The following is a 15,076-nucleotide window of genomic DNA, read 5'->3' on the forward strand; positions in this document are numbered from 1 at the left end:
GACCAGCATTCCTGCTGGTCACGGGCCCTTTCATCCACGTGGCGGCGCCAGGATTCGAACCTGGGTAGGCTAAGCCGACGGATTTACAGTCCGTTCCCATTGGCCACTCGGGCACACCGCCTGGGATTGCTGCCCTTCGAACCGCTTTTCGGCGGTGCTCCGTGGCAACGACGTAAACGATACCTGATGCTCGGGGGTGCTCCGCCACTTGATTGATCAGTACTCGGAGGGGGCGGGGTGGCTAGGCTTGTCGCTCCCCGATACCCCGATACAAGGAGCCACAGGACATGGCCGACTCCAGTTTCGACATCGTCTCGAAGGTCGAGCGGCAGGAGGTCGACAACGCCCTCAACCAGGCCGCCAAGGAGATCTCGCAGCGCTACGACTTCAAGGGCGTCGGCGCCTCGATCTCGTGGTCCGGCGAGAAGATCCTGATGGAGGCGAACTCCGAGGACCGGGTGAAGGCCATCCTCGACGTCTTCCAGTCCAAGCTCATCAAGCGCGGGATCTCCCTGAAGTCCCTGGACGCGGGTGAGCCCCAGCTGTCCGGCAAGGAGTACAAGCTCTTCGCTTCGATCGAGGAGGGCATCTCCCAGGAGAACGCCAAGAAGGTGGCGAAGATCATTCGTGACGAGGGTCCCAAGGGCGTCAAGGCCCAGGTCCAGGGCGACGAGCTCCGCGTCAGCTCCAAGAACCGCGACGACCTGCAGTCCGTGATCGCTCTCCTCAAGGGCCAGGACTTCGACTTCGCGGTGCAGTTCGTCAACTACCGCTGATCATCCGTAGTCCGGCCCGTGGTTGAGGTCGTGCAGAGAAGGGTGGGCACGTCGGCTTTCGACCGGGGTGCCCACCCTTCTCGCCTGTCGGCCGCGGGTTCGGGGGCGGCGCGTACGTGATCAGCGGCGGGAGTGGCCGAACAGGAGGCGGTAGGCGATCAGCAGAACCAGGGAGCCACCGATCGCGGCCGCCCAGGTGGCGCCGTCGTAGAAGTTCTCGGAGATCGGGTGGTCCATCCAGCGGGCGGAGATCCAGCCGCCGATGAAGGCACCCGCGACACCGATGAGGGTCGTGCCGATGAAGCCGCCCGGGTCCCGGCCCGGCAGCAGGAATTTGGCGATGGCGCCGGCCAACAGCCCCAGAACGATCCAGCCGATGATGCTCATGCCGTGAACCTGCCCTTTCGTGCTGTACCTGTGCTGTGTTTCCCCCCACAGAGGCCAGGTGCCCTGTCGTCCTGCTCTGTCTTCCTGCCTTGTTGTCGGGGAGGACGTCTCCCTGACGTCCGGCGGTTGCGGCGATCAGTAGGGTGCGGCGCATGACACAGGCAGGATCGGGCGCCGGGCTGCGCCGCACGCTCGGGGTCGGGGACGCGGTGGTCGTCGGGCTGGGGGCGATGGTCGGCGCGGGGATCTTCGCGGCGCTGGGCCCGGCGGCGGGCGCGGCAGGGTCGGGGCTGCTGCTCGGGCTCGCGGTCGCCGCCGTGGTCGCGTACTGCAACGCGATGTCGTCGGCGCGGCTGGCGGCCGTGTATCCGGCGTCGGGCGGCACGTATGTGTACGGGCGTGAGCGGCTCGGCGACTTCTGGGGGTACCTGGCCGGCTGGTCGTTCGTCGTCGGGAAGACGGCCTCGTGCGCGGCGATGGCGCTGACCGTGGGGGCGTATGTGTGGCCGGGGCAGGCGCACGCCGTGGCGGTGGCGGCCGTGGTGGCGCTGACCGCCGTGAACTACGGCGGCGTCCAGAAGTCGGCCTGGCTGACGCGGGCGATCGTGGCCGTGGTGCTGGCGGTCCTCGCGGCCGTGGTGGTGGTGTGCCTGCGGTCCGGTGTGTCGGATGCCGGGCGGTTGGACATCGGGGCGTCGGAGGGCGCGGGCGGGGTGCTGCAGGCGGCCGGGCTGCTGTTCTTCGCGTTCGCGGGGTACGCGCGGATCGCGACCCTGGGCGAGGAGGTACGGGATCCGGCGCGCACCATCCCGCGCGCGATCCCGCTCGCGCTGGGCATCGCGCTGATCGTGTACGCGGCCGTCGCCGTCGCGGTTCTTTCGGTGCTGGGTTCCGGTGGGCTGGGGGAGGCGGCTGCTCCGCTGGCCGACGCGGTGCGGGCGGCCGGGGTGCCGGGGTTGGTGCCCGTGGTGCGGGTGGGGGCCGCCGTGGCCGCGCTCGGCTCGCTGCTGGCGCTCATCCTGGGCGTCTCGCGCACGACCCTCGCCATGGCCCGGGACCGGCACCTCCCGGGCGTCCTCGCCGCCGTGCACCCCCGCTTCCAGGTGCCGCACCGGGCGGAGTTGGCCGTCGGTGCGGTCGTCGCCGTCCTGGCCGCCACGGTCGACGTCCGGGGCGCGATCGGGTTCTCCTCCTTTGGAGTCCTCGCGTACTACGCCGTCGCCAACGCGTCCGCCTGGACGCTGAGTTCGGCGCCCGCGTCTCGTGTGGTGCCGGCGGTCGGGCTCGTCGGGTGCGCTGTTCTGGCGTTCTCGCTGCCCGTGTCATCCGTGGGCGTGGGCGCCTCTGTGCTGGTTGTAGGGGCGGCGACCTACGGCGTACGGCGGTGGTGGGCGGGGCGCAGCGGCTGAACGGGGCGTTCGGTCGAGGAGTTCTTACGTACCGCGCGGGGGTGGGGACGGGTCGCCGAAGACGTACTTCGGCTGCTCTGTGTCCCCCGCCCCGGCTCTTCCCCGGAGTGCCGCTCTACCGGCGCTGCTGGGCGAACGGCTGGTTCGAGCGGACGATCTCGCGGCCCAGGGGCATCAGTGAGACCGGGACGAGCTTGAAGTTGGCGATGCCGAAGGGGATGCCGATGATCGTGACGCAGAGCACGAGGCCCGTGAAGATGTGGGTCAGCGCCAGCCACCAGCCCGCCAGGATCAGCCAGAGGATGTTGCCCAGGAAGGAGGGGGCGCCCGCGTCACGGCGCTCGACGGCGCTGTACCCGAAGGGCCACAGGGCGTAGATGCCGATGCGGAACGAGGCGAGGCCGAACGGGATGCCGATGATCGTGATGCACAGGAGCAATCCTGCGAACAGGTAACCGAGGAAGAGCCAGAAGCCGCTGAGGATCAGCCAGATGATGTTCAGAATGGTCTTCACTGGGGGCGACCTGCCATCTTCTCGAGTCGGGCGATGCGTTCTGCCATCGGCGGGTGTGTCGAGAACATTTTGGAGAATCCGCGGCCCGGCCGGAAGGGGTTCGCGATCATCATGTGGCTCGCGGTCTCGATCCGGGGCTCCGGGGGCAGCGGGAGTTGCTTGGTGCCTGTTTCCAGTTTGCGAAGGGCACTGGCGAGGGCAAGTGGATCACCGGTGAGCTGGGCGCCGGAGGCGTCCGCCTCATACTCCCTGGAGCGGCTGATCGCGAGCTGGATGAGGGACGCGGCGAGCGGGCCCAGGATCATGATCAGCAGCATACCGAGGAGGCCGGGGCCGTCGTCGTCGTCCGAGCGGCCGATGGGGATCAGCCAGGCGAAGTTCACCAGGAACATGATCACGGAGGCGAGGGCGCCGGCAACCGACGAGATGAGGATGTCGCGGTTGTAGACATGGCTCAGCTCATGGCCGATGACGCCGCGCAGCTCGCGCTCGTCGAGCAGGCGGAGGATGCCGTCGGTGCAGCACACGGCCGCGTTGCGCGGGTTGCGGCCGGTCGCGAACGCGTTCGGGGCGTCCGTCGGGGAGATGTACAGGCGCGGCATGGGCTGACGGGCCTGCATGGAGAGCTCGCGGACCATGCGGTAGAGCGCCGGGGCCTCGAACTCGCTGACCGGGCGGGCACGCATCGCGCGTAGAGCCAGCTTGCCGCTGTTCCAGTACGCGTACGCGTTCGTGCCGAGGGCGACGACGACCGCGATGATCAGACCCGTACGGCCGAAGAGGCTTCCTATGACGATGATGAGTGCGGACAGTCCCCCGAGGAGTACGGCGGTCCTGAGCCCGTTGTGCCGGCGGTGCACGGTACGCCCTCCAAGTCGTGCGGCAGGGGAACCCTTTGCTTGCTGTTGCTGTTGACTCCACTTCTCAGTGGACCCTTCCGTACTGGTCAACGCCAGGCGGGGAGTACTAGTTCCCTTGTGCGCGCGGCCCCACCGGAGGGCCGTCCGGGTGAGGGCGAGACCGCTTGTTCGCTAGAAGAGGCCGATGTCGGCGAAGCGCAGGACGAGCTGGGGTGCGCCGGAGAGGGCGATGCCGACGATTCCGGTGAGGGCGATGGCGGCGGTCAGGGGGGCCGGGACGCGGTGCGGTTCGGGTTCGCCCTCGGGGGCGCGGAACAGCAGGGCCGTCCACTGGAGGTAGTAGAAGAGGGCGATCACCACGTTGACGGCCATGACGACGGCGAGCCAGCCGAGGCCCGCGTCGACGGCCGCCGAGAAGACGGTGACCTTCGCGAAGAGGCCGATGATGCCCGGCGGAAGACCGGCGAGGCAGAGCAGGAAGAAGGCCAGGAGCAGGGCCGAGAGTGGGCTCGACGCGTACAGGCCCCGGTAGTCGCTGACGCGGTTCAAAGTCTTCGTACGGCCGACGAGGGCGGCCACGGCGAAGGCGCCGAGGTTCACGGCGGCGTACATCAGGGCGTAGGCGACGGTGGAGCCGATGGCCTTCTCGGCGTCGTCGGTGTTCTCGGCGTACGCGGCCGCCGCGATCGGCACCAGGAGGTAGCCGGCCTGGCCGACGGAGGACCAGGCGAGCAGCCGGACCGCGCTGTACGCGCGCGTTGACCGCTGTTTGAGGGCGCCGAGGTTGCCGACGGTCATGGTGAGGGCGGCCAGTGCGGCGAGGGCGGGGCCCCAGACGTCGGCGTACGACGGGAGAGCGACGACGGTGATGAGGATCAGCCCGGAGAAGCCGACCGCCTTGCCGACGACCGACAGGTAGGCGGCCACCGGCAGGGGGGCGCCGACGTAGGTGTCGGGGACCCAGAAGTGGAACGGTACGGCGGCCGTCTTGAAGGCGAAGCCGATGAGGGTGAGGACGACGCCGGCCTGGGTGAGGGTGTGCAGCTGGCCGTCGACGTTCTGGATCCGGTCGGCGATCTCGGTGAGGTAGAGGGTGCCCGTGGTGGCATAGATGAAGCTGATGCCCAGCAGGCTGACGGCGGTGGCGGTGACGGACGACAGAAAGAACTTCAGGGCCGCCTCGGAGGACCGCTTGTCGCCGTGCCGGATGCCGACGAGGGCGAAGGCGGGCAGGGAGGCGACCTCCAGGGCGACGATGAGGGTCGCTAGGTCACGGGAGGCGGGCAGGAGGGCGGCGCCGGCCGCGGACGACAGCAACAGGAACCAGAACTCCCCTTCGGGGAGTTCCTTCTTCGAGTCCTTCAGGGCGGTCATCGACAGCAGGGCGGCGAGGAGGGCGCCGCCGAGGACGAGGAACTGGACGACGAGGGTGAAGCGGTCCGCGGTGTAGCTGCAGACGTCCGGGTCGCCGGTCAGGCAGAAGGTGGCGCGGTCGCCGTCCAGGAGAGGCAGGACGGCCAGCAGGGAGATCGCGAGGCCCGCCACGGAGGCCCAGCCGAGCAGCGCCTTCTTCGCGTCACCCACGAAGAGGTCGGCGACGAGCACGGCGAGACCGACGACGGCGGCGATCGTGGGCGGCGCGATCGCGAGCCAGTCGACGGACTGGACGACGGACTCGGCCAGGGCCTGAGCCGGCGGCTGGGCCAAGGGGCTCAACGGGTGCCTCCTGCGAGGAGCTGCTGCACGGCCGGATCGGTCAGACCGAGGAGGGCCGCGGGCCAGAGGCCGGCGAGGACGGTGAGGGCGACGAGCGGGGTCCAGGCCGCGAACTCGTACGCCTGTACGTCCGCGAGCCGCGGCCCCTCCTGCGGTTCCTGCGGGGCGGCGCCCATGCAGACACGGCGGACCACGATCAGCAGGTACGCGGCGGTGAGGAGCGTGCCGAACGCGGCGATCGTCATGAAGGTGAGGAAGGCCGGGCGGCTGAGGCCCTCTGCGGGCTCGAACGCGCCGAACAGCGCCAGCATCTCGCCCCAGAACCCGGCGAGCCCCGGCAGCCCGAGGGAGGCGACGGCGGCGAAGGCGATCAGGCCGCCGAGGCGCGGGGCCCTGCCGTAGAGGGCGGCGCCGGTCTCCCGCGCGAGGGTGTCGAGGTCGGTGGTGCCGGTGCGGTCCTTGAGGGCACCGACCAGGAAGAACAGCAGGCCGGTGATGAGGCCGTGGGCGATGTTGGCGAACAGCGCGCCGTTCACGCCGGTCGGGGTCATCGTGGCGATGCCGAGGAGCACGAAGCCCATGTGGCCGACGGAGGAGTAGGCAATGAGGCGCTTGAGGTCGCCCTTCGCGCCCTGCCGGGCGAGGGCGAGGCAGGCGAGGGACCCGTAGATGATGCCGACGACCGCGAAGGCGGCGAGGTACGGCGCGAAGGTGCGGAACCCGTCGGGTGTGATCGGCAGCAGGATCCGGACGAACCCGTACGTGCCCATCTTCAGCAGGACACCGGCCAGCAGGACCGAGCCGACGGTCGGGGCGGCGGTGTGGGCGTCCGGCAGCCAGCTGTGCAGCGGCCACATCGGGGTCTTCACCGCGAGCCCGATCCCGATCGACAAAGCGGCGATGACCTGCACGGATGTGGTCAGCTCGGGGTGATTGTCAGTGGCGAGTGCCACCATGTCGAATGTGCCCGCCCTGAGTCCGATCAGGAGCAGGCCGAGCAGCATGACCACGGAACCGAGCAGGGTGTAGAGGATGAACTTCCAAGCGGCCTGCGTGCGTTGCTCACCGCCCCAGCGGGCGATGAGGAAGTACATCGGGATGAGCACCATCTCGAACGCGAGGAAGAACAGCAGCAGATCGAGGACGGCGAAGGTCGCGAGGGTGCCGGACTCCAGGACGAGCAGCAGGGCGACGAAGGCCTTCGGGGACGGGCCCGGGGCCCGCGGCGTCAGCCGCTGATGTTGCTGCTTGAAGTAGGAGTAGAGCGCGCAGAGGAAGGTCAGCAGCGCGGTCAGGACCAGAAGGGGGAGGGAGATGCCGTCGATGCCGAGGTGGATGCGCACGTCGAGTGCCGGGATCCAGCTGATGTCCGTGCTGGCCTGCATCTTCGACGGCTGGTCGTGGTCGAAGCCGAGCGCGAGGACGATCGCGGCGATGAGGACCGCGCCGGTCACGGTGATCCCGTGGCGGAGCACGGCCTGCTCGGGTGACTTCCCCTTCAGCCCGGGCGGGGCCGGGAGGAGAGCGGCGGCGGCGCCGATGAGCGGGCCGACGACGATCAACGCCAGAAGGACCTGCATCACGGACTCGTTGATATCGATCACGCCTGCTCACGCTCCCGTGGCGACGACGAGGGCGGCGACCACCAGGACGACGGTGCCGGCGAGCAGCGCGCTCACATAGGTCTGGACGTTGCCGGTCTGGGCCCGGCGTACGGCCGCTCCCAGCAGGCGGGGCAGGGCGCCCGCGCCGTGGACGTAGGTGTCGACGACCTCGCGGTCGAGGAACCGGACGAGACTCGCGCCGGCCTGGACCGGGCGGACGAAGAGGGCCGTGTAGACGGCGTCGAGGTGGAAGCCGGCGGCGGCGTGGCGGTGCAGCGGGCCGAGCAGGAGGCGGCCCGGGTCCGCCGGGTCGGGGGCCGAGGCCACGTCTCCGTAGGCGGGGGTGTGGCTGGCGATGGCCTCCGCCTCGACCGTGGCGGCGTCCGCCTCGGGGTGGGCCGCGACCGCTCCCAGCGGGACATGGGCCGATTCGGCCCTGACGGAGCGCCAGGCCGCGTACGTCACCAGGGCTCCGATCAGGGCGGCGCCCGTGCCGAGGACGGACGTGGTGAGGGTGGGGGCCAGGTTGTCGCCGTCGAACCAGTCGGGGAGCTTGCCGTAGGCGAGCCCGCCGAGGGCGAGGGACGGCACGGCGAGCACCCACAGCACCACCGTCATGGTGCGCGGCTGGCGGCCGTGGTCGGGGGCTTCGGCGCCCTTGCCGTGGAAGGCGAGCAGCCACAGGCGGGTGGCGTACGCGGCGGTGAGCAGGGCGGTGAGGACGCCGGCGACGAGGACGGTCCAGCCCGCGGCGCCGGGGATGGGCGCGGCGTGGCCGGTGGTGGCGTGCTCGGCGGCTCCGAGGACGGACTCCTTGGAGAAGAACCCGCTGAAGGGCGGGATCGCTGCCAGGGCGAGCAGCGCCACGGTCATCGTCCAGAAGGCGTCGGGGACGCGGGCGCGCAGGTGGCTCATGCGGGACATGGCGGCCAGGGAGTTGGTGCCGGCGGCGTGGATGATCACGCCGGCAGCGAGGAACAGCAGTGCCTTGAAGGCGCCGTGCGAGAGGAGGTGGAAGACGGCGGCACCGCGGTCGCCGACGGCGAGGGCACCGGTCATGTAGCCGAGCTGACCGATCGTCGAGTAGGCGAGGACGCGCTTGATGTCGTCCTGGGCGAGCGCGGCGAGGGCCGAGCCGGCCATCGTCACCGCGGCCATGACGGCGAGGACGACCAGGGCCGCCGAGGAGGCGGCGAAGACCGGGAGGAGGCGCGCGACGAAGTAGACACCGGCGGCGACCATCGTCGCGGCGTGGATCAGTGCGGAGACGGGCGTGGGGCCCGCCATCGCGTCGGGGAGCCAGGTGTGCAGCGGGAACTGGGCGGACTTGCCCGCGACCCCGGCGAGGAGCAGCAGGGCGATCAGCGTCGGGTGGTCGAGGCCGCCCTCGGCGACCATGCCCAGGATCCGGGTGATGCGGAACGACCCGGCGTCCGTGGCGAGGGCGAACAGGCCGATCAGGAAGGGGACGTCACCGAGCTTGGTGACCAGGAAGGCCTTGAGGGAGGCGGCGCGTGCCTCCGGGGTCTCCCAGTAGTGGCCGACCAGGAAGTACGAGCAGATGCCCATGATCTCCCAGCCGACCAGGAGCACCATCAGGTCGCCGGAGTAGACGACGAGGAGCATCGCGGAGGTGAAGAGGGAGACGAGAGCGGCGTACGAGGCGTAGCGCGGGTCGTCGCGCAGATAGCCCGTCGAGTAGATCTGCACACAGGTCGCGACCAGGCCGACCAGGACGGCTACGAGGGCGGCGAAGCCGTCGATGTGCAGGGCGAGTTCGATGGGGACCGAACCGGTGGGGGTGAGCTGGGTGGCCGCGTCGACGGGGGTGTCGCCGCCCTGGCGTACGGCGACCAGTACGGCCAGGGCGAAGGCCGTGAGGGTGGGCAGTACGGCGAGGGGGCGGACGAAGCCGGGGGCGGTGCGGCCGAGGAGCAGGCCGGCGGCGGCGCCGAGGAAGGGGAGGAGGGGGACGAGGACGGCGAGGGTGGTCGTGCTCACGCGGTGGCCTCAGCCTTCTCGGTCCGGCCGGACGGGTCGGCCGTGCCGGTGGCCTCGTCGGGGTCGTCTGTCTCGTGGCCCTCGGCGGTGTCTCGGAGCTTGTCGATGTCCGCGGTGCCGCGGTTGCGGTGGACGGCGAGGACGATCGCCAGGCCGATGCCGATCTCGGCGGCGGCGATGGTGATCGTGAACAGGGTCAGGGCCTGGCCGGAGTGCAGGGTCTCCGCGGCGGCCTTGCTGAGCCAGACGTCGAAGGCGACGAGGTTGAGGTTGACGGCGTTGAGCATCAGCTCGACGGACATCAGGACGAGGATCGCGTTGCGGCGGGCGAGGACGCCGTAGAGGCCCGTGCAGAAGAGGAGGGCGGAGAGCACGACGGGATAGGCGAGGTGCATCAGCGGACACCGCCCTGGTCGGCTGCGGATTGGGTTTCGGCTGCGGCTGCGGATGGGGCTCTGGCTGTGGATTGATCTGCGGCTGCGGATGGGGCTGTGGCTGCGGCTGCGGATGGGGCTGTGACTTCGGTTTCGGTTTCGGCCGCAGCCTGGGGGCCGGCGTCGGGTTGGGGGCTGGCTTTGGCTGTCGCCTGGGGCCCGGCGTCGGGTTGGGGGTCGCCTTCGGTCGCGTCTGGGGGTCCGGGCTTGGCTGCAGCCTGGGGTCCGGGCTTGGGCACGGCCTCGGTTTCGGGCTTGGGCGCGGCCTCGGGTCCAGGTTTGGGCGCGGCCTCGGGTCCAGGTTTGGACGCGGCCTCGGGTCCAGGTTTGGACGCGGCCTCGGGTCCGGACTTGGGCGCGGCCTGGGGTCCGGGCTTGGGCGCGGCCTCGGTTTCGGTCGGTGGCTTGGGTGGGGTGCCGTTGCGGGCGCGGGGGGCGGCCGCGGGGGTGGGGGTGTCCTGCTTGGTCCTGCGGGAGAGGACGATCGCGCCGACCAGGGCGGCGAGGAGGAGGACGGAGAGGGCCTCGAAGGGGAGGACCCAGTTCTGGAAGAGGCTCTCGCCGGTGGCCTCGGTGGAACCGGCGGCCGGGCCGTCGAGGTCGATCCAGGTGGTGCGGAAGGCGTCGACGACGACCCAGACGAGGGCGGCGGCCGAGGCGACGGCCACCGTGACGGCGGCCCAGCGGTTGCCGGAGTCGGCGTCCGGGGAGCGGCCGATGGGGGCCTTGGTGAGCATCAGACCGAAGAGGAGGAGGACGACAACGGAACCGACGTAGATGAGGACCTGCACCCAGGCGATGAACTCGGCGGTGAGCAGGAGGTACTCGACGGCGAGCCCGCCGAGCGCCACCACCAGCCACAGCGCGGCGTGCACGAGCTGCCGGGTGGTGACGGTGACGATCGCGGCGCCGAAGGTGACCAGACCGACGAGGAGGAAGGCGATCTCGACGCCGGTCGGGGAGAGAAAGCCTTGGGATTTCTGAGCGAGGAAGGCGTGCGGTGCCTGAGCGAGGAGGCTGTGCGGTGCCTGGGCGAGGAAGTCGTGGGGTGCCTGGGTGAGGGTCACGAGTCTCCTCCCTCGGTTTCGTCCGGCTTGGCCTGCGTCGCCGCGAGCTTCTCGGCCGCCTTGCGGGCGGCGGCCAGTTCCTTGGGTTCCTCGGCACAGGGGTCGAGGGCCGGTGGGGAGGGGACGGTCCACATCCACTCGCGGAGTTTGTCGCGCTCGTGGGTGAGTTCGTGGATGTCGGTCTCGGCGTACTCGAACTCCGGGGACCAGAAGAGGGCGTCGAAGGGACAGACCTCGATGCAGATACCGCAGTACATGCAGAGGGAGAAGTCGATGGCGAAACGGTCGAGGACGTTACGGCTGCGCTCGCGGCCGCCGGGTGCGGCGGGCGGGACCGTCTCCTTGTGCGAGTCGATGTAGATGCACCAGTCCGGGCACTCGCGGGCGCACAGCATGCAGACCGTGCAGTTCTCCTCGAAGAGCCCGATGACGCCACGGGTGCGGGGCGGGAGTTCGGGCTGGACGTCCGGGTACTGCTCGGTGACGGTCTTCCTCGTCATCGTGCGGAGGGTGACGGCCAGACCCTTGGCGAGGCCGGAGCCGGGGATGGGGGCCATGGTTACCGGATCACCACCTTGACGATGCCGGTGAGGGCGATCTGGGCGAGGGACAGGGGGACAAGGAGGGTCCAGGAGAGCTTCTGGAGCTGGTCCTCGCGCAGGCGGGGATACGTCACACGGAGCCAGATGACGATGAAGGCGAGGACGGCGGTCTTCAGGAGGGTCCAGACCCAGCCGAGGCCGTCGGCGCCCCACGGGCCGTGCCAGCCGCCGAGGAAGAGGACGGTTGTCAGGCCGCACAGGACGACGATTCCGGCGTACTCGGCGAGGAGGAACAGGGCGAAGCGGAGGCCGGTGTACTCGGTGTAGGCGCCGAAGATGATCTCCGAGTCGGCGACGGGCATGTCGAAGGGCGGGCGCTGGAGTTCGGCGAGGCCGGCGACGAAGAAGACGATCGCGCCGACGATCTGCCAGGGGAGCCACCACCACTCGAAGGCGTCGAGTATGCCGACGAGGGAAACCGTGCCGGCCGCCATCGCCACGGAGGCGGCCGTGAGGAGCATCGGGAGTTCGTAGGCGAGGAGCTGGGCCGCGGTGCGGAGGCCGCCGAGGAGGGAGAACTTGTTGGCGGAGGCCCAGCCGGCCATGAGTGAGCCGAGGACGCCTACGCCCATGACCGCGAGGACGAAGAAGATACCGGCGTCGATGACCTCGCCGACGGCGCCCTCGCCCGGGCCGATCGGGATGGCGAGGAGGACGAGGAGGTACGGGAGGAGGGCCACGGCCGGGGCGAGTTGGAAGATGCGGCGGTCGGCTCCGGCCGGGACGACGTCTTCCTTCTGGGCGAACTTCACGCCGTCCGCGACGAGTTGGGCCCAGCCGTGGAAGCCGCCTGCGTACATGGGGCCGAGGCGGCCCTGCATGTGGGCCATCACCTTGTGTTCGGTCTGGCCGATGATCAGGGGGAAGGTCAGGAAGACGACGAAGACGATGAGGAGTCGCAGGGCGACGTCCAGAGCGTCGTTCACTGCGGGCCTCCCGTGGGCGGTTCGGGGTTGGGCGGGTCTTCGGGGGTGTCGTCGGCGGGGCCGCCGTTGTCGTCAGGCGTGGCGTCGCCGGGGGCCTCGGTCGGAGGGGCCTTGTCCGGGGGCGTGCCGGGCGACTCGGGTTGCTGCGGCGGGGTGTCCGGGGTGGGGGTGTGCTCGTCAGCGGTGGCCGCGTCGGAGCCGGTCTGTGCGTCGGAGTCGGCCGGCCCGGAGTCGACCTGCGCACCGGCTTCGGCCGGATCCGGTTCAGCCGTCGCACCAGGTGCGGCATCCGGCTGGGGGGCTGCGGGACTGGTGGGGCGCTCGGGCTCGGGCTGCGGTGTGGGCCCGGCCTTCGGCTGGGGCTCACGCTCGGGCTCGTCGAAAGCTGGGCGGGCGTGGTGCCAGGGCGCGTCCGCGCTGTGTGCGGCGGGGCGGGTGGGGCGCGGCTGCGCCGAAGGCTCGCCGGTGCCGGGGGTTTCGGCGGGGGTCGCGCGCTGGCTCGCCGAGCCTCCCGACGCGCTACGGGCGCGGCGCGGGGGCGTGGGGCTGCCGGTCGCGTCGGGTGCCGGGTCGGGTGTCGTCTGGCTTGCCGAGCCCTCCGTCGCCGTGCGGGTGCGGCGTGGGGGCGCTGCGGCTCCCGATACGCCGGGTGCCGGGTCGGCTGCCGTTTGGCTTGCCGAGCCCTCCGTCGCCGAGCGGGTGCGGCGTGGGGGCGCTGCGGCTCCCGATACGCCGGGTGCCGGGTCGGCTGCCGTCTGGCTTGCCGAGCCCTCCGTCGCCGTGCGGGTGGGGGTTTCGGGGGGCTCGGTTTTCGGTGTCTGGCTGGCTGAGCCTTCGGTGGCCGTGCGAGTTCGGCGTACCGGGCGGTCGCCGGTCGCGCGGGCGGGGCGGTCTCCGGCCGGGCGGGCGGCTGCGCCTCGGGCCGGGCGGGCCGGGGCCGGGGGGAGTTGGCCCTTGAGAGGGCCCCATTCGTTGGGGTCGGGGACGCCGGGCGGAAGCATCTGACGGCGTTTGGGGGCGCCGTGTGCCGCGCCTGCCGCAGGCTCCCCCGGTTCTTTGGCGCCGGGCCAGGCCTTGGCGACGCGGGCGGCGAGGACGAAGTCCTTGCGGAGGGGATGGCCCTCGAAGTTCTCGGGGAGGAGAAGGTGGTCCAGGGCCGGGTGGCCCTCGAAGCGGACGCCGAACATTTCGTGGGTCTCGCGTTCGTGCCAGGCCGCGCCGGCGTAGATGTCGACCGCGGTCGGCAGGACCGGGGACTCGTGGGAGATCGTCGTGCGGACGAGGAGGCGCCGGACCGGGGTCAGGGCCACCACGTGGGCCGACACACGGAAGCCTGTGCCCGGTTCGTCGACCGCGCTCAGCCAGTCGAAGTAGGTGCAGCCCAGTGCGGAGTGGGCCGTGCGCAGGGCCTGGGTCCAGGATGCGGACGGGACGTCCACGGTGAGGACGTCGTACGACTCCTCGGCCGTGGCCCCGGGGCCGAAGAGTTCCTCGGCGGAGGCGGGCAGCCAGCCGGTCACCTGTCACCCTCCCCAGCGCCGTCACCAGCCGTACCGGTTCCGGTTCCGGTTCCGGTTCCGGCATCGGCATCGGCATCGGCATCGGCCGCAGTCGACGGTGGTTTCACCAAGCCGCTCTGCAGTGCCGCCGTCGACGGGCGGGGGCCCGCCCCCGCCCCCGTACCGGGGCCGTTTCCGTAGCGCTCCACCAGGGACTCTCGTGCGATCTTTTCCTGAAGTTTCAGGATGCCCTGGAGGAGGGCCTCGGGGCGGGGCGGGCAGCCGGGGACGTAGACGTCGACGGGGATGATCTGGTCGACGCCCTTCGTGACGGAGTAGGAGTCCCAGTAGGGGCCGCCGCAGTTGCTGCACGCGCCGAAGGAGATGACGTACTTCGGTTCCGGCATCTGTTCGTAGAGGCGCTTCACCGCCGGGGCCATCTTGTCCGTGACCGTGCCCGACACCACCATCAGGTCGGCCTGGCGCGGCCCGGGCGCGAACGGGATGACGCCGAGGCGGATGAAGTCGTGGCGCGCCATGGACGCGGCGATGAACTCGATCGCGCAGCAGGCGAGGCCGAAGTTGAAGACCCAGAGGGAGTAACGGCGGCCCCAGTTGAGGATCACCTTCATCGGCTCGGGGGCGAGGCGGGCGAGGGCGCCCAGCCGTTTCGGCTCCGGGAGGAGAACGGGTTCCGCTGCGGGAGGCTCCGTGGCGGGGTGCTCCGTTGCGGCCGGCCGGCCGGTCGTGTCCGGGTCTGGCGTCACGTCCATGCCAGGACGCCCTTCTTGTATGCGTAGAGCAGGCCCACGGCGAGGAAGCCGAGAAAGACGAACATCTCGACGAGGGTCGTCGCGCCGTAGCCGGGGTCGGCGAAGACCGTCGCCCAGGGGAAGAGGAAGATCGAGTCGATGGCGAAGATGACGTAGAGGAACGCGTAGACGTAGTAGCGGACCTGGGTGTGGGCCCAGCCCTCGCCGACGGGGTCGACGCCGCACTCGTACGTCAGGAGCTTCTCCCGGGTGGGGACGTCGGGCCGCAGCAGTCGTCCCGCGCCGAAGGCGACCGCGACGAAGAGCACGCCCACGGCGGCGAGCAGTCCGACCACCGAGTAGGACTGGAAGTAGTCCGCCGCTACGGCGACGGTCGGTTCCGGCACGTCCGTCCCTCGCTCCCTGGCCTGGCGATTCGTACGTACGTGATGCGGACGCCGTACGTACTTCGCTGTTCGACGATCTGTACGCACGGGAGTCTAGGCCCTGCTAAAGAGAGCGTAAGCAG

Annotated in this window: 14 protein-coding genes, 1 tRNA gene and 1 pseudogene; 2 read left to right on the forward strand and 14 right to left on the reverse strand. The window is 70.7% G+C overall.

Annotated features, from left to right (window positions below; all coding sequences use genetic code 11):
* Nucleotides 1-39: 39 nt before the first annotated feature.
* Nucleotides 40-121: transfer RNA gene (locus ACFU53_RS26255), tRNA-Tyr, on the reverse strand.
* A 166-nt stretch (nt 122-287) separates the two neighbouring features.
* Here ACFU53_RS26255 and ACFU53_RS26260 point away from each other — a divergent pair.
* Entirely contained in the window at nt 288-776 is a 489-nt protein-coding gene (locus ACFU53_RS26260; RefSeq protein ID WP_383997142.1) for a YajQ family cyclic di-GMP-binding protein, read from the forward strand.
* Nucleotides 777-896: 120 nt separating this feature from the next.
* On the opposite strand, the gene ACFU53_RS26265 is transcribed toward ACFU53_RS26260, so the two are convergent.
* Nucleotides 897-1,163 carry a GlsB/YeaQ/YmgE family stress response membrane protein gene (locus tag ACFU53_RS26265; protein WP_383997144.1) on the reverse strand — a complete coding sequence of 89 codons (267 nt, stop codon included), beginning with the start codon at nt 1,161-1,163 and terminating at the stop codon, nt 897-899.
* A gap of 152 nt (nt 1,164-1,315) precedes the next feature.
* Here ACFU53_RS26265 and ACFU53_RS26270 point away from each other — a divergent pair, with 152 nt between their 5' ends.
* Nucleotides 1,316-2,572: an APC family permease gene (locus tag ACFU53_RS26270; RefSeq protein ID WP_383997147.1), complete on the forward strand. Its 1,257-nt coding sequence runs from the start codon at nt 1,316-1,318 to the stop codon at nt 2,570-2,572.
* 115 nt (nt 2,573-2,687) lie between these two features.
* Here the strand turns inward: ACFU53_RS26270 and ACFU53_RS26275 are convergent, their stop codons facing one another.
* The 12 genes and pseudogenes from ACFU53_RS26275 to ACFU53_RS26330 all read right to left on the reverse strand — a co-directional run bounded on the left by ACFU53_RS26275 (nt 2,688) and on the right by ACFU53_RS26330 (nt 14,954).
* Complete coding sequence (locus ACFU53_RS26275) at nt 2,688-3,086, reverse strand: YccF domain-containing protein (RefSeq protein ID WP_383997150.1); 399 nt, start codon at nt 3,084-3,086, stop codon at nt 2,688-2,690.
* Nucleotides 3,083-3,946: a zinc metalloprotease HtpX gene (gene htpX / locus ACFU53_RS26280; RefSeq protein WP_383997153.1), complete on the reverse strand. Its 864-nt coding sequence runs from the start codon at nt 3,944-3,946 to the stop codon at nt 3,083-3,085. The genes ACFU53_RS26275 and htpX overlap by 4 nt, the downstream gene beginning before the upstream one ends.
* A 171-nt stretch (nt 3,947-4,117) precedes the next feature.
* Entirely contained in the window at nt 4,118-5,662 is a 1,545-nt protein-coding gene (locus ACFU53_RS26285) for an NADH-quinone oxidoreductase subunit N (protein WP_383997156.1), read from the reverse strand.
* Nucleotides 5,659-7,266 carry a NuoM family protein gene (locus ACFU53_RS26290; protein WP_383997159.1) on the reverse strand — a complete coding sequence of 536 codons (1,608 nt, stop codon included), beginning with the start codon at nt 7,264-7,266 and terminating at the stop codon, nt 5,659-5,661. Before ACFU53_RS26290 ends, ACFU53_RS26285 begins: the two co-directional genes overlap by 4 nt.
* A 6-nt stretch (nt 7,267-7,272) precedes the next feature.
* Nucleotides 7,273-9,267, reverse strand: a complete 1,995-nt coding sequence (locus ACFU53_RS26295) for an NADH-quinone oxidoreductase subunit L (RefSeq protein ID WP_383997161.1) — start codon at nt 9,265-9,267, stop codon at nt 7,273-7,275.
* Nucleotides 9,264-9,662 carry an NADH-quinone oxidoreductase subunit NuoK gene (gene nuoK / locus ACFU53_RS26300; protein ID WP_383997163.1) on the reverse strand — a complete coding sequence of 133 codons (399 nt, stop codon included), beginning with the start codon at nt 9,660-9,662 and terminating at the stop codon, nt 9,264-9,266. Before nuoK ends, ACFU53_RS26295 begins: the two co-directional genes overlap by 4 nt.
* 499 nt (nt 9,663-10,161) lie before the next feature.
* A pseudogene (locus tag ACFU53_RS26305) lies at nt 10,162-10,645 on the reverse strand (NADH-quinone oxidoreductase subunit J); the annotation flags it as partial.
* Nucleotides 10,646-10,764: 119 nt separating this feature from the next.
* Nucleotides 10,765-11,325, reverse strand: a complete 561-nt coding sequence (locus tag ACFU53_RS26310; RefSeq protein ID WP_383997166.1) for a NuoI/complex I 23 kDa subunit family protein — start codon at nt 11,323-11,325, stop codon at nt 10,765-10,767.
* Between the two features lie 2 nt (nt 11,326-11,327).
* Entirely contained in the window at nt 11,328-12,296 is a 969-nt protein-coding gene (locus ACFU53_RS26315; RefSeq protein ID WP_383997169.1) for an NADH-quinone oxidoreductase subunit H, read from the reverse strand.
* Nucleotides 12,293-13,816 carry an NADH-quinone oxidoreductase subunit C gene (locus tag ACFU53_RS26320; protein WP_383997172.1) on the reverse strand — a complete coding sequence of 508 codons (1,524 nt, stop codon included), beginning with the start codon at nt 13,814-13,816 and terminating at the stop codon, nt 12,293-12,295. Before ACFU53_RS26320 ends, ACFU53_RS26315 begins: the two co-directional genes overlap by 4 nt.
* Entirely contained in the window at nt 13,813-14,568 is a 756-nt protein-coding gene (locus ACFU53_RS26325; protein ID WP_383997175.1) for an NADH-quinone oxidoreductase subunit B, read from the reverse strand. The genes ACFU53_RS26320 and ACFU53_RS26325 overlap by 4 nt, the downstream gene beginning before the upstream one ends.
* The gene (locus ACFU53_RS26330) at nt 14,559-14,954 is read right to left on the reverse strand and encodes an NADH-quinone oxidoreductase subunit A (RefSeq protein ID WP_383997177.1); all 396 of its coding nucleotides are present in this window, start codon (nt 14,952-14,954) and stop codon (nt 14,559-14,561) included. The genes ACFU53_RS26325 and ACFU53_RS26330 overlap by 10 nt, the downstream gene beginning before the upstream one ends.
* Nucleotides 14,955-15,076 lie beyond the last annotated feature (122 nt).

It is taken from the genome of Streptomyces sp. NPDC057474 (genome assembly GCF_042802555.1).
Taxonomy (GTDB): Bacteria; Actinomycetota; Actinomycetes; order Streptomycetales; family Streptomycetaceae; genus Streptomyces.

Bases quoted from the DNA above. Each gene is read 5' to 3' on its own strand.
- ACFU53_RS26310 (WP_383997166.1), bottom strand. From the start codon at position 11,325: ATGGCCCCCATCCCCGGCTCCGGCCTCGCCAAGGGTCTGGCCGTCACC.
- ACFU53_RS26260 (WP_383997142.1), top strand. From the start codon at position 288: ATGGCCGACTCCAGTTTCGACATCGTCTCGAAGGTCGAGCGGCAGGAG.
- ACFU53_RS26270 (WP_383997147.1), top strand. From the start codon at position 1,316: ATGACACAGGCAGGATCGGGCGCCGGGCTGCGCCGCACGCTCGGGGTC.
- ACFU53_RS26265 (WP_383997144.1), bottom strand. From the start codon at position 1,163: ATGAGCATCATCGGCTGGATCGTTCTGGGGCTGTTGGCCGGCGCCATC.
- ACFU53_RS26325 (WP_383997175.1), bottom strand. From the start codon at position 14,568: ATGGACGTGACGCCAGACCCGGACACGACCGGCCGGCCGGCCGCAACG.
- nuoK (WP_383997163.1), bottom strand. From the start codon at position 9,662: ATGCACCTCGCCTATCCCGTCGTGCTCTCCGCCCTCCTCTTCTGCACG.